Here is a 14,439-nt window from a genome sequence, read left to right as displayed (position 1 = left end):
GAGTTCAAAATGGCTGAGGTTGAAATGTTTCAGGTCGAAGTGCTAAAACGAGCCATTGAGGAGGAAGACCAGCAAAACCCTGCGCTGGTTAATAAGGTGTTGTCTTCTTTTATCACCACAATGGTTGGTCCAATGTTACAGCGTTATAGTTTGTACCCCGCCAAAGGCACTACCGATGATAAATTTGCCCATAACGCCGACCAGATGATGGTAACGCATTTGCTCAACGGCATTTTTGCCACTCTTAACTTTGTGCGCGAAGCTCAAAAATATGGTAGTTCGCTAGAGCGCTTGGACGATAAGGCTCTCAGGCTTTATATACTTGGTTATACCATGCACGATTTGGATAAAATATTGAGCCAAGAACTCCGCACCAGTAAGAAGGTAGAAACCATACAGGTCTTGCGACAGGTAAAAGAGGAATTGCTAAAGCTGAATGTGGGGGAGTTTTTGCCGGATTTCGAGGAGTGGCTTGACCTGATTGCTTGGTTGGCGGTCAATACCCAACGCACTTGGGGCATCAATATGAGCCATACCACCTTTGCCAGCGCTATGAGCGAAGAACAATTTAATTCATTCTGCCCTCGTACTGACCGCCTTCCTACCAAAGTTGAGCCGATGCTCCGTGACCTGTGTACTTTTAGTGATTTGATGGCTTTTGTAGTCAAATCGCCGGAAGTGGCTTTGCTGGGCGGGTCTGTCGGCCGATTACAGGATTTCCTTGACCACTACAGCGATTTTAGTCTGGTATATCACAAATTGGCGGACGTGCGTGGTTTTCTAAGCAACCTGATTAATAACGCCACTATGGGTTATCTAAAAAACATATATGGAACAGATGAGCCACCCCTGCTTCCCTATCTCTTTTTCCCTAATGGCGTGGTTTATTTGAATTTAAAACGCACCCGCCCCGCTCCCGTGATTGACCGAACTGCCCTCAACCAATTGGTGAAAGCCGAAATACAGGAAGCGTGCGAAGAAGCTATTGGTGATGGTGCAGGTTTGGGTTTTAGTCCGCTTGGCTTGCTCAAATATCCCGGCTATTTCCATGACTTTTTAACTTTGCGGAAGTTTTTGCAGCTTTTTGCGGAGAAAGCGGTCAGCGATAGCAAAGAGAACGTGGCAGAAAGCACTCTATCGAAGATGAAAGAGATGCAAACCGCCGGACGAATTTCAGCATCTATCGCCCTTGATTATTTTCCTTCGGCGCGGATAACAATGTTAGGGCGGTTTCTAATTAATTATCTAAAACTAATCGATGAAAACTTGGGGAAAGGTAGTCCATTGCTTAAAGCCGAGTTAGAGAAACGTTTGATTGCACGTCTCAGCTCGGAAGTCTGGCAAGAGGCTCAGCAAATCCCTAGTAGCGGCGGGCTGGATTATCGTTATTATTGGATTGCGGCGCAGTACCTCAGTACCCACCCTCTATCAGAAAATGAATTAGAGGAACTGTTTAAGCAATTGGTGGACGAACTGCTGGAAATAGCTGGGGAAAAGCTGGAACATGCGGAGGGGTTACAGGGACCCTATCTCCAATATCTGCCCGATTATCTGGATAAAAACCTGATTTTTGGCTTCAAATCAGCCAAAGCCGCATCCAATAGCACAACTGGTACGGACTTTGCGGGAGAATTGGCTAAATATACAGCCGCAAAAATGCCCCGCAATAGCACACTACCCTGCACTATTTGTAACTCAGCTTATCCCACCGCTGTGCAAGAGGATGCTTCGGTGTTGTTCCAGCCTTGGGTCTATAAAAATCGGCTACCACTTTATAAAGGTTCAAACGCAGGGGGAATCTGTTGTATTTGTTCGCTAGAACTGATGTTGCGCCAGATTCTTCTGACCGATAAACCGGGTGGTCAGGGACGTATCCGCGTGACCGGCAAAAAGTACGAGAGCATGGAAATGAAATATTTCTTTATCTATCCGGGCTTTTTCTTCACAACCCAAACCTATCGGCTGGCTAGTACTCTTATCCAACGTATGCAGAACCTTAAACTTTTTGCGGTCGGCAAAACCTTGCGGGATAAAGAAACGATTAGCTCTAGCGACATTTTTAACCTGGAGTTTTTCAATCCAAGAGTGGGGGAATTACGACAGTTAGATGAGGAGCAAAGCGAGGAGCAGGAAAAAAAGGGCAGTATGTACCTGTTCAATCGCAAGGAAACCCACCAATATCCCGGTTTTATCTTTTTTGCCAAGAAAAATTTTAATAACCGCGAAACGGGGGCAGCTGCCACTACCGCCTCTTGGGTAGAAGCCGCTTGGTTGGGATTGGCTCTGCCGTTGGTAATGGGGGCGCGGGTAGTAGTAAGCGAGATGTATATGCCAGTTTATTCTTCCTCCGCCGATTTCAAGGAAACTGTGATACTGGATGCTCCGCATCAATCTGTGCGTTATCTGTTGTCCGATACACACCTGCGCCTTGACCAGCTATTCGGCGATAGAAAAAAGGTGGGAGATGTTCTAAGTGGTAGTTTGGCTGCTTTCAGTCGGGCTATCGAACTCCACCTTGATACCGAAGCTTCCGGTGGCGACCCCAAGTTAGGACGCTTTAACCGTATCGCCCGCGACCTAGCAACTGACCCGCTTTATGTGTTTTCGTTCCTGCAAGAACAAGTGCGGGAAGCCAAGTTAGAGGCTATGCCCGGTGAGAAAGCCCATCACTATAAGCAAATCTATTACCAGTTAGTGAAATATCTGGATACGACTACGAAAGGAGGCTCTATGCCAGTAAATGCAACCCGTCACGAAAAAGCGGTTCAACTTTATCTCAGATTTTATAGCCCTTATAGCCCCAAAGCTTCCGGCTACCCAAGCTCAAGAGCTATTGTACGACCCGTAGATATTGCCGCCCGCAGCATTATCAAGGATACCTTGAATCTGACCAACGAGGAAATCATGCTGGAAACTCGGCAAGAAATTAAAGACTGGTTGGAAATAGTAAATAGTGGTCAGGCTACAGGACGGGCTATTTTTAGCAAAGAGATTGAACAGCATATTAGAGATTTCGTGGAATTTTTCTTTGCTGAGGTTTTCCAAGGCTATGCTGAAGGGCAAAGGAGTGTTCTTAGCTCTCGGCTTAATCGCTTCAAAAATGGTTGTGAAGCCGCCTTTGCCGATATTAATCGCCAGCGTCGCTTGGAACGTGAGGCTCTAGGGCAAATTGTAGAGCCGTCATCTGAGGGGGACGACAAGGAACTGTCCGACATAGAGTAGTTTTAACCTATACTAGCAACTTTAACTTACAAGGAGAATTAAGAATGTTTCTGAAAACCATTTCCAACCCTGACGTTTTCCAAGCGGCTATTCCCCAAGTACCGATGGGTAAGTATGCCCACTTTGTGTTACTGCGGGAGAGCAATTCATTTCCTCTTTTCCAGACCGACCAGCAACTTAACTTTGCAAGAGTTAGCGCGGGTCTAAGCGATAGCCATTTGTTGAGCCGGATAGTAATTTTCAAACGCAAACAAACTACCCCTGAACGCCTGACCGGACGGGAGTTGTTGCGCCGCTATGGTGTCACCAGTGATGTGCCAACTGCCGCTAATTACTGCGAATATAACAGTGAGCGATTTTGTAAGGTCTGTCCGGATTGCATCTATTACGGATTTGCTATCGGTAGCGAGGGTAGCGAACGTTCCAAAGTGCTGGTGGATTCGGCTTTCTCACTCTCCGATTACGATGAGTCGCATCAGTCAATGACCTTTAACGCCCCTTATGAACATGGCACGATGAGCAAAGATGGTGCAACCCGTAGTAGTTTCGGGGAGCAAGACCATGTGTTACCCCAGGTCTTTTTCCCAACGGTTATTACGGTGCGTGACCCTACCGAAGCCGAGTTTATCTATGTTTTGAACAATATCTTGCGTACTAAACGTTATGGCGCACAGACTACCCGCACCGGCACGCTGGAAAATCATCTAGTGGCGGTAGTATTTGCCGATGGCGAGATTTTCTCCAACCTCAAACTAACCCAGACCCTCTATGACACTCTTGAGGAGAAAAAGGGACCATTTGTAGCGACCAACTTGATACCAAAAATAGAAGCCGCCTTGCCTAACTTGCTGCAAGAAGACCGGGTGGTTAGTACGCTGGTAAGCGGTGAGCAACTGACGGCGCTGGTTGATGAAGTTGGCGTATTGGTCAGTGACGAGGGTCGCCTTAGAGAAGTTTTACAGCAGGCTTTTGCTGAGAGTAAAAAATATGCTGAAACCTTTGGTTCAAAGGCGGGCGACAAAAAGGGTAAGGGCAAAAGCAAGTCCACCGAAGCCTAGTTGGAAAGGGTTTTATTATGGCTAAATATGTAGCCCGTTGTCTTTTGACCTTGCATGATAATCTCTACTATGCTAGCCGGGAGTTAGGGCGGTTTTATGAAACGGAAAAATACCTGCACAATTATGGTCTGACCTATGCGTTAGGTCTGGTGAAACCCGCTCCAGCCTATTTCAATAGTGTGCAAGTGCCGCGTTATCAGGAGGAGTTAAAACTAGAGCGGGTGCGGGGTTGTTATGTCACCCCTGCCCGCCCGCTCAAGGTAGATTTTGCTTTTAATACCTTCAAGATGGCGACTGTGCCATATTATAGTTTTACTCCCCAAGTAATCGAAAATCGGGTGGTGTTTGGTCGCGCCAAAGAATTAGCTCCCGAGTCAGTTTTTGAGTTTTTTGTCTTTGCCCCTCAGAAGTTAAATTTGCCGCGGTGGGTACGGCTGGGGAAGTGGATGGCAAAAGCTGAGGTTGATAGCCAATGGTATGAGTTGGGTAGTAGTGAAGCTCCTGTTGTGGAAGTAAACCAACCCCAACTTATAGACTGTCCGCTTAATCCACTGGACATACCGCGCCAACGTCTTTTTTCTTATGATGTTATCCCAATGCCGCCTGTCAGTTTGCTGGCTAATCCCAGCGTTACGGGAGCGTGCTGCCGGCTAGGAAAAGAGCGTGATAGCAAGTTACTTCCCTTGAATATGGGCTTTTTTGCCGGGGAGGGAACTGGAAAATGAGTCAAGCCCAATTGTTTTCGGTGTTAATCCATTTACGGGCAACGGCGGCTGGTCAAATTAATAGTTTTGCAGGTTATTTGGCGCATGCCGCTTTTCTTGATCTGCTCAGACAGGTTGACCCTGCTTTAAGCCAGACTTTGCACAACTTGAACCAACGCAAGCCTTTTACTCTGAGTAGTCTGCTTGACCTTGAAAATGGCATACGACAGACTGAAGGTGGTCTCAAGATTAGCCCATCCCGGCTCTATCAATTGCGTCTCACCAGCCTTTCCCCAGAAATTTTTAACACCTTTACGGCTCGGTTTTTTAGCTTAGATTCCAGCCAACTAAAAGTGCGAGTAGGGGAGATGCTTTTTCAGGTGGTGCGGATTGAGGGAAGTGGGGATAGCCATTGGGTCGGGCGCAACAGCTTTGAGCAACTAGCTGAAGCGCCTCAAGCCCGTGCCTGGACTTTTCAGTTTGCCAGCCCCACCGCTTTTAGTTTGGGGGAACAGGATTGGGGCGGACGCAAGTTTAACCTTTTTCCTGACCCCGGCAATCTTTTTGACAGTCTGGCGGGTGGCTGGAACGATTTTGCGCCAGAGGGCTTTTTGACAATTGATAAAAGCGAGCTTCGTCAGTATGTAGAAAAATATCTGGTGGTTTCGGGCTACCACTGCCAGACCGAGCTAATCCAGTTCAAACAACATCAGCAGCTTGGTTTTACTGGTCAGGTTAGCTACAAATTGATGGAAAAACAACCTTCACCAACTTTATTGCAAACTCTGAACCGATTGGCGGCTTTGGCTCTATATACTGGGGTTGGCTACAAAACCACTATGGGTATGGGGCAAGTCCGTTGCATGAGCCTGACTAAATACTATGAAACAAACTGAACCTGAGACAATTGCATTATCCTATTTGAATGCTTTGGAATATTGCCCACGACGTTTCTATTACGAGTTTGTCGAGGGCGATATGCTGGTCAATGAATTTGTGTTAGCCGGTACGCTGTTGCATGAACAAGCTGACCAACCGGGTCACCGCACCACTGCTGAGGGCGAGGTGCAGATTAACCATCTTTATCTTGCCAGCGAGAAACTGCGCTTGACCGGGTTCGCCGATATAGTGGAGGAACAAGACGGGCAGTTTATTCCGGTGGAATATAAACACGGACGACAGGGCAAATGGTTAAACGATCATGTACAGCTTTGCGCGCAGGCTTTATGTTTGGAAGAACGTCAACCCGATAAGCCGCTCATTGCTTACGGTTTTGTTTTTTATTTTGGTTCACGACGGCGAGTGCGGGTAGATTTCACACCAGAATTGCGAGCCAGAACCGAGGAGCTTATCCGGCGGGCTTTTGAAATTGCGGTACAGCCTAGCCCGCCCCGACCGCTGGATGGCAAAATGGCAGTGCGCTGCCGGGATTGTAGTCTGGCTCCACTCTGTCTACCAGAAGAAGTTAAACAGTTAAATTCACACAAAGGAGGCTGGCTTGCCGACTCTTTATCTGACTGAGGATCGTGCCTTGGTGCGTCGGGATAGCGAAGATTGTTTGTTGGTTCAAATTCCTGATAGACGTGGCGAGGGCGGGGTTATTTTGTCGCCAGCCCGCAAGGAGCGCATACCATTAATTAAAGTGGATGGGGTGGTGGTGATGGGGGAAGTGACCATGACCGCTTCGGCTTTACATCTGCTATTGGAGAGAAATATTGAGGTTAATTTCCTTAGTCATTTTGGACAGTTCAAAGGTCGTCTTTCGCCACCGCTTACCAAAAACTCGCTGTTGCGTCTGGCGCAGCACCGTGCTCATAACGATTTAGCCAAACGAAGCGAACTGGCACGCCGTTTTGTCATCGGCAAGCTAAGTAATCAGCGTACTTTGTTGCAGCGATATAATCGTCGCCAGTCTGATCCAGCAATTAGTCAGGAGGTGGATTTAATTGCTACTTTGCTACGGAAGCTGGCAACTCTGGCTATTGATAATCCGGGTGAGGGTGCGGTTTTATCCAATGGCGATAGGGCAATTGCCAATAGTTCGATAGAGACTATTCTGGGACTGGAAGGGGCTGGGAGCGCCGCCTATTTTCGTTGTTTTGGTAAGTTGTTGACCGATCCAGAGCAGTGGCCTTTTGGAGGAAGGGTTAAACGTCCACCTACCGACCCGATTAACGCTATGCTCAGTTTTGGTTATTCGCTACTCACCAATCAAGTAGCGAGCGCGGTTCAGTCGGTGGGTTTTGATCAATATATTGGTTATTTGCATAGCTCGGTTTATGGTCGTCCGGCGTTGGCGTTGGACTTGATGGAGGAATTTCGCCCATTAATTGTGGACTCAGTGGTGTTGACTTTGCTCAACAATCGGATGCTATCTATGACGGATTTTACGGTGGAGTTGGATGCTTATCGAATGAAAAACGAGCCGCGCAAGATATTTTTAACTAAATTTGAGGAGCGGCTGAATGAGGAAATTACACATCCTGTGTTTGGTTATAAGGTTAAATATAGGCGGTGTATCGAATTACAGGCGCGGCTAGTAGCGAAATTTCTAACTGGCGAAATTCCTGAATATGTGCCGTTTACGGTTAGGTAGGTTCAGATGTCAAATAATCGTAGCAATTTGACCACCTGTTATATTATTGCGTATGATATTCCTAACGATAAGCGACGTTCTAAAGTCCACAAAATTTTGTGTGGCTTTGGGAAATGGACGCAATATTCGCTATTTGAATGTTTTCTGAGCAAAAAAGAGTTGGTGTTGTTGCGTTCCAAACTTGCCAAACATCTGATTGCAGAGAAGGATAGTGTGCGTTTTTACCCTTTGTGTGCCAATTGCTTAGACAAAGTGGAGACGGTGGGTGGGGCGTTACCTGCCGAAGATACTCTATTTATCTTATAGCAGGGCGAGAGGCGGAGCGCAGGAGTTAACAGGCGTAACCTCTCGCGATGGCTTTGCAATGGGGCAAAGATTCAATATTGGGTGTTAAAATTGGTCAAATCAGGGGTTGCAAGGATATGGTATACTGGAAATAATGAAGCCTCTCGTAAACAAGTCAATTTTTGGCTTTGGAATGGGTTTCCGAGAGGTCCTGTCAGATTGAACCTAATTCCGATTGAGGAATTGAAACTTTTATCTCAAAAAGGGAACTAAAAAGCGCATGCTTGTCAGATTGAACCTAATTCCGATTGAGGAATTGAAACATGACCCGCCGGCAATACCTGACCCCGCAATATCACGGTCAGATTGAACCTAATTCCGATTGAGGAATTGAAACGTACATATGCTATTGCCATACAATCGCGCGCCGCACGGTCAGATTGAACCTAATTCCGATTGAGGAATTGAAACATAACATCTAATTTGTATGTCATTTTTACATATTCCGTCAGATTGAACCTAATTCCGATTGAGGAATTGAAACAAACGTATTAGAGGCTGTGTGTGCCTTTGTGTTCGGGTCAGATTGAACCTAATTCCGATTGAGGAATTGAAACCCGTTTGGAGAAGATTGTCGCCGGGCAATGATGGGCGTCAGATTGAACCTAATTCCGATTGAGGAATTGAAACCGTGCTGGTTGGAGCTTTGAACAAATAGCTTGGTATCTGGTCAGATTGAACCTAATTCCGATTGAGGAATTGAAACATCGAGAAACTTGAGTTGGACAGCCACATCGCCCTCGTCAGATTGAACCTAATTCCGATTGAGGAATTGAAACATAGCCGGTCAAGAAGCTTACACCGAGAACGCCGTTGGGTCAGATTGAACCTAATTCCGATTGAGGAATTGAAACATGAATTTTTAATCAAGCTACTCAGAGATAATGCCGTCAGATTGAACCTAATTCCGATTGAGGAATTGAAACGCATTTGACGGACAAGAATAAACTGTAGTTCATATGGTCAGATTGAACCTAATTCCGATTGAGGAATTGAAACTATTACAAACCAAGTCACTACCTGTTTTATTACTTCGGTCAGATTGAACCTAATTCCGATTGAGGAATTGAAACGGTCTGTTGGTTGGAGCATTAACAGGCGTGATTAACGTCAGATTGAACCTAATTCCGATTGAGGAATTGAAACATGACACGCCGTAGCTACCTAACGCCGCAATATCACGGGTCAGATTGAACCTAATTCCGATTGAGGAATTGAAACTGTAAGGGTCTATACTCGCGTCATCTGAGTTTGCAGTCAGATTGAACCTAATTCCGATTGAGGAATTGAAACATTAGTGCTTTGCTGGCAGCGTTTATTTTGCTTGCTAGTCAGATTGAACCTAATTCCGATTGAGGAATTGAAACTCAGAAGAAAAAAAGCAGGGGCGGTAACACGCCCCGTCAGATTGAACCTAATTCCGATTGAGGAATTGAAACAGTTGTTATCGGAACACCGGAATAATTGACACTAGCAGTCAGATTGAACCTAATTCCGATTGAGGAATTGAAACTGTTCTGCTCGCCCCATGCGTGGGCTTCGGTGATGTCAGATTGAACCTAATTCCGATTGAGGAATTGAAACCCGACAAATACCCACTCGACCGGGTCTAGCCCCTCTGTCAGATTGAACCTAATTCCGATTGAGGAATTGAAACACGCGGATCGTCCGTTTGCCTTTTCCCGGCTGTGCGTCAGATTGAACCTAATTCCGATTGAGGAATTGAAACGCAATTGTCAGATAAATCTTATCTCGTTGGCGAAGGTGTCAGATTGAACCTAATTCCGATTGAGGAATTGAAACGACGCTGCACTGGCGGTAGTGGAAATGTTGTTGTCAGATTGAACCTAATTCCGATTGAGGAATTGAAACCAGAGCGACTTGCCATTATTCATACTCGCAAAGCGTTTGTCAGATTGAACCTAATTCCGATTGAGGAATTGAAACACCTTCTCGGCAAAGGCTTTAATGGCTACTTCGCTAAGTCAGATTGAACCTAATTCCGATTGAGGAATTGAAACCCTTTAATGTATTGGCATGCGGATTCAGTCTCCACCAAGTCAGATTGAACCTAATTCCGATTGAGGAATTGAAACATTAGCAGGGGCATATTCTCCTGTAATACTGAAATTGTCAGATTGAACCTAATTCCGATTGAGGAATTGAAACATCATAATACCACTCTCTCAATTCGTCAATATATAAAGTCAGATTGAACCTAATTCCGATTGAGGAATTGAAACAATATATTATAGTCTATACACTCTATTATAGATGATGTCAGATTGAACCTAATTCCGATTGAGGAATTGAAACTCCATGTAATTAAAAACAGTACCTACGCCACGAACGTCAGATTGAACCTAATTCCGATTGAGGAATTGAAACTAAAATCACCTTCTGCTGTAGAAAATAGGGTTTTAGGTCAGATTGAACCTAATTCCGATTGAGGAATTGAAACAATCCGCAAAGGCTAACGCACCCTGCATAAAGATATGTCAGATTGAACCTAATTCCGATTGAGGAATTGAAACATTGACATTGTAGACCTTTACAGACAAGTTTTAGGGCGTCAGATTGAACCTAATTCCGATTGAGGAATTGAAACACCGACTTCAACTTGCCATGCGTCGGTGTAATAAGGTCAGATTGAACCTAATTCCGATTGAGGAATTGAAACATCAGGTTCCGGCTCGTCATAGCAACCTTGGCAAAGGTCAGATTGAACCTAATTCCGATTGAGGAATTGAAACCACTCGCTGGCGCGGCCTATCTGTTTGCCACCTTCACGTCAGATTGAACCTAATTCCGATTGAGGAATTGAAACTTTTAAGTATTCAATCTGACTTTGATAAGGGCAGTCGTCAGATTGAACCTAATTCCGATTGAGGAATTGAAACTCTTCTTTAGTCTCGGCAAGCTTGTGGATTGCGGCGGTCAGATTGAACCTAATTCCGATTGAGGAATTGAAACGTTGCTGACGTTGTGGACTGGCATGCTGATGCTTCCAGTCAGATTGAACCTAATTCCGATTGAGGAATTGAAACACTGAGCATACTGGTTAAAGCATCGCGCTCTTTAGTTGTCAGATTGAACCTAATTCCGATTGAGGAATTGAAACATTTTTCACCGTTTGAGCCTGAGTAAAGTTTTTTATTGTCAGATTGAACCTAATTCCGATTGAGGAATTGAAACAAAGATTACGCCCAACTGAGCAAATCCAGCATTGACGGGTCAGATTGAACCTAATTCCGATTGAGGAATTGAAACAGCCTTCATTACCAATAGCTGACCATGACGTACCGTGTCAGATTGAACCTAATTCCGATTGAGGAATTGAAACTCTTCTTTAGTCTCGGCAAGCTTGTGGATTGCGGCGGTCAGATTGAACCTAATTCCGATTGAGGAATTGAAACAAACAGAGGGGCGTGGCAACGCGCTTCTACTCAAGGTCAGATTGAACCTAATTCCGATTGAGGAATTGAAACAGGCGGTGTGCCATTGTTGACGTAACCGTATATTTCGTCAGATTGAACCTAATTCCGATTGAGGAATTGAAACGATAAGCTCATCATCGCTCATTTTCTCGAATGATACTGTCAGATTGAACCTAATTCCGATTGAGGAATTGAAACGAGGAGTAACGCCGTCCTGAGAACCGCCAACATTTAGTCAGATTGAACCTAATTCCGATTGAGGAATTGAAACTCAGTCCCCTTCAACGGGGCAAAGTAATTTCAAAAGTCAGATTGAACCTAATTCCGATTGAGGAATTGAAACATTGGCTTGTCCCATGCCGGACACGTTGGAAGGAAGTCAGATTGAACCTAATTCCGATTGAGGAATTGAAACCTTTGCCTGACCACTGGGGGGTGATTGCCGTAAACGCGTCAGATTGAACCTAATTCCGATTGAGGAATTGAAACGGATTAGCACCTGTGGGACTACTCGCCCAGCGTCGTCAGATTGAACCTAATTCCGATTGAGGAATTGAAACGCAAAGAGAGACGCATAAGCCCTGTTGATAATCTGCCGTCAGATTGAACCTAATTCCGATTGAGGAATTGAAACAGAAAAAGAAAGATACGGGCGTTCGCCTCCGCTATGGGTCAGATTGAACCTAATTCCGATTGAGGAATTGAAACACCTGAATATGACACCGCCATGAAGTATATAGCCACAGTCAGATTGAACCTAATTCCGATTGAGGAATTGAAACGGAATTCAAACGTGCCGTTTCCTGTCGCCACCACATCGTCAGATTGAACCTAATTCCGATTGAGGAATTGAAACAACCCAAACATCACCGAAGTGGAGCTGTACCGAAGAGTCAGATTGAACCTAATTCCGATTGAGGAATTGAAACAGTTCGCTATCCTCGGCTTTGTCGTTCTCGCGCCAGAGTCAGATTGAACCTAATTCCGATTGAGGAATTGAAACACTAGAACTGTAACAACGCTATTACTGGTATTAACTGTCAGATTGAACCTAATTCCGATTGAGGAATTGAAACAAGGCAACTTCTGCTTGCTCCATGTCAGCCGCGACTGTCAGATTGAACCTAATTCCGATTGAGGAATTGAAACTTCCGGTTCGTGGCGCGGGCGGGGTAATCCTGAAGTCAGATTGAACCTAATTCCGATTGAGGAATTGAAACGCCCCTTCGGGTGGCACGAAGCCGGGGAACTATAACGTCAGATTGAACCTAATTCCGATTGAGGAATTGAAACGATATGCTGAACGTATCGGCAAGCTGGGCGGGTGATGTCAGATTGAACCTAATTCCGATTGAGGAATTGAAACTTTTCGACTACATAAATCAGGTGGGGCAGCTATTCAGGTCAGATTGAACCTAATTCCGATTGAGGAATTGAAACAGGCTATATCGGTCTCGAAATCGAAATCGAGTATTTCGTCAGATTGAACCTAATTCCGATTGAGGAATTGAAACTATCCAACGATGGTGGGGATATCGCCCTGGTGGCAGGGTCAGATTGAACCTAATTCCGATTGAGGAATTGAAACGGGAAATACAGCAGGAGTGCGGCTGGGGTACGAGTAGTCAGATTGAACCTAATTCCGATTGAGGAATTGAAACACCCAGTCCGGCATGGAAAAAGCTTTCGAAAAAGCCGTCAGATTGAACCTAATTCCGATTGAGGAATTGAAACTCACATTTTCTACAAAGACAGCGAAAGCCCGGAATACGTCAGATTGAACCTAATTCCGATTGAGGAATTGAAACAGCAAAAGCCCGGTCAATCCGGGCGCAATGGAAAGGGTCAGATTGAACCTAATTCCGATTGAGGAATTGAAACAACCCAAACATCACCGAAGTGGAGCTGTACCGAAGAGTCAGATTGAACCTAATTCCGATTGAGGAATTGAAACGTCAAAATCGGCATAGTCCACGCGCCCGCCGTGCGTCAGATTGAACCTAATTCCGATTGAGGAATTGAAACAAACCAGTGTGCGAGGATATGGGGTTAGACCCCACGTCAGATTGAACCTAATTCCGATTGAGGAATTGAAACGACATCTCGACTGCCGGTACAGGCGAAGCGATTTACGTCAGATTGAACCTAATTCCGATTGAGGAATTGAAACATTTATCCCCTAACGGTTGGTTGACCGCTTTTATTCGTCAGATTGAACCTAATTCCGATTGAGGAATTGAAACACGGTCGTTTGCAGCCGTTCGTCTCCGCCGACCCAAATTACCAGCTTGGAACTGGCGGTTAGAACGGGAGTACGCGCCGAAGCGGAGTTGCATCGGGGTTTGTGCCTACCCAACAACTATTGCCCCTTTGCCAGCGATTGCACCGAATTGGCAGCGCACAAGAAGGCACAGGCAATTCAAAGGCGTGGGTCAGCGCCACCGCCACCGCCACCCACTACCAAAGCGCCAATACCGATACCAATCCGGTTGCACGATGCCGCTACCTTTGATGTACCCTGACATATCCCCTTTGCCACCAAACCAATAGTTTAACTAAAAGGCAGGACTCAGCAGTTTACTTTAAGACTTTATGGTGATAAAGTATCTATACAACATGCTGCCTGTATTTTAAGCAGCATTTACGGGATGGTGGACACAAAATCCCCAATCAGCGCTACATTACTGAGTGAAATGGAATTTTAATAAGGGCATTAAATCGGTCAAGGAAGGTCGGTTGCGCCATAAAGGTAAGCAGAAACGGTGAAAAAGTTTTGGGCTTATTTTTGGTTGCCCGTTCTAACATTACCAGTCTGCTTACCTGTCTGTAGTGGTAGCAAGTCTACCCTTCCTTCTTAATAGAAAGAATGCTTGGCAGTATGGGCTGTGCTACAAAATACCCATCGAAATTCGTGTCGAACTTTCTCAAAATGATGGGAATATATCATATAGGGGTTAGAGTTTCACAATATCAGTTCATTGCCGTATGGTTTCCTAACATCGGTTTACGGGCAGCTTGCGACGACTCTTCCACCGCCACTTCCGACAGCAGCAGGCTTGTCGTTTCGTTTAGAAAGA

Annotated in this window: 8 protein-coding genes and 1 CRISPR repeat array; all 8 genes read left to right on the top strand. The window is 45.4% G+C overall.

The genetic code is table 11. The annotated features are described in order from the left end of the window. Positions 1–9: 9 nt before the first annotated feature. The 8 genes from cas10d to OZ401_RS24795 all read left to right on the top strand — a co-directional run bounded on the left by cas10d (position 10) and on the right by OZ401_RS24795 (position 13,884). Positions 10–3,222 (top strand): type I-D CRISPR-associated protein Cas10d/Csc3, encoded by a 3,213-nt coding sequence (gene cas10d / locus OZ401_RS24830; protein WP_341472245.1) that lies wholly within the window; start codon positions 10–12, stop codon positions 3,220–3,222. 44 nt (positions 3,223–3,266) lie between these two features. Further along, a complete protein-coding gene (gene cas7d, locus OZ401_RS24825; protein WP_341472244.1) occupies positions 3,267–4,280 on the top strand; it encodes a type I-D CRISPR-associated protein Cas7/Csc2 in 1,014 nt (337 codons plus the stop codon). Positions 4,281–4,297: 17 nt separating this feature from the next. After that, complete coding sequence (cas5d, locus tag OZ401_RS24820) at positions 4,298–5,005, top strand: type I-D CRISPR-associated protein Cas5/Csc1 (protein WP_341472243.1); 708 nt, start codon at positions 4,298–4,300, stop codon at positions 5,003–5,005. Continuing rightward, entirely contained in the window at positions 5,002–5,880 is an 879-nt protein-coding gene (gene cas6 / locus OZ401_RS24815) for a CRISPR-associated endoribonuclease Cas6 (RefSeq protein ID WP_341472242.1), read from the top strand. The genes cas5d and cas6 overlap by 4 nt, the downstream gene beginning before the upstream one ends. Continuing rightward, positions 5,867–6,505, top strand: a complete 639-nt coding sequence (cas4, locus tag OZ401_RS24810; protein WP_341472241.1) for a CRISPR-associated protein Cas4 — start codon at positions 5,867–5,869, stop codon at positions 6,503–6,505. The genes cas6 and cas4 overlap by 14 nt, the downstream gene beginning before the upstream one ends. Further along, entirely contained in the window at positions 6,483–7,580 is a 1,098-nt protein-coding gene (gene cas1d, locus OZ401_RS24805; RefSeq protein ID WP_341472240.1) for a type I-D CRISPR-associated endonuclease Cas1d, read from the top strand. Before cas4 ends, cas1d begins: the two co-directional genes overlap by 23 nt. Positions 7,581–7,586: 6 nt before the next feature. Further along, positions 7,587–7,886, top strand: coding sequence for a CRISPR-associated endonuclease Cas2 (cas2, locus tag OZ401_RS24800; RefSeq protein WP_341472239.1), 300 nt, complete (start codon positions 7,587–7,589; stop codon positions 7,884–7,886). Positions 7,887–8,078: 192 nt separating this feature from the next. Beyond that, positions 8,079–13,605: direct repeats of the CRISPR family, unit length 37 nt; unit sequence GTCAGATTGAACCTAATTCCGATTGAGGAATTGAAAC. A gap of 45 nt (positions 13,606–13,650) precedes the next feature. Next, positions 13,651–13,884: a hypothetical protein gene (locus OZ401_RS24795; protein ID WP_341472238.1), complete on the top strand. Its 234-nt coding sequence runs from the start codon at positions 13,651–13,653 to the stop codon at positions 13,882–13,884. The last annotated feature ends 555 nt before the right edge of the window (positions 13,885–14,439 follow it).

Source organism: Candidatus Chlorohelix allophototropha (assembly GCF_030389965.1).
Classification (GTDB): Bacteria; Chloroflexota; Chloroflexia; order Chloroheliales; family Chloroheliaceae; genus Chlorohelix; species Chlorohelix allophototropha.
The sequence above is the reverse complement of the archived record's forward strand: the minus strand, read 5'-3'. Positions and strand labels throughout refer to the sequence as shown.

What these genes read in the sequence shown, in the direction of transcription:
- cas10d (WP_341472245.1), top strand. Translation starts at nt 10, where the DNA reads ATGGCTGAGGTTGAAATGTTTCAGGTCGAAGTGCTAAAACGAGCCATT.
- cas7d (WP_341472244.1), top strand. Translation starts at nt 3,267, where the DNA reads ATGTTTCTGAAAACCATTTCCAACCCTGACGTTTTCCAAGCGGCTATT.
- cas5d (WP_341472243.1), top strand. Translation starts at nt 4,298, where the DNA reads ATGGCTAAATATGTAGCCCGTTGTCTTTTGACCTTGCATGATAATCTC.
- cas6 (WP_341472242.1), top strand. Translation starts at nt 5,002, where the DNA reads ATGAGTCAAGCCCAATTGTTTTCGGTGTTAATCCATTTACGGGCAACG.
- cas4 (WP_341472241.1), top strand. Translation starts at nt 5,867, where the DNA reads ATGAAACAAACTGAACCTGAGACAATTGCATTATCCTATTTGAATGCT.
- cas2 (WP_341472239.1), top strand. Translation starts at nt 7,587, where the DNA reads ATGTCAAATAATCGTAGCAATTTGACCACCTGTTATATTATTGCGTAT.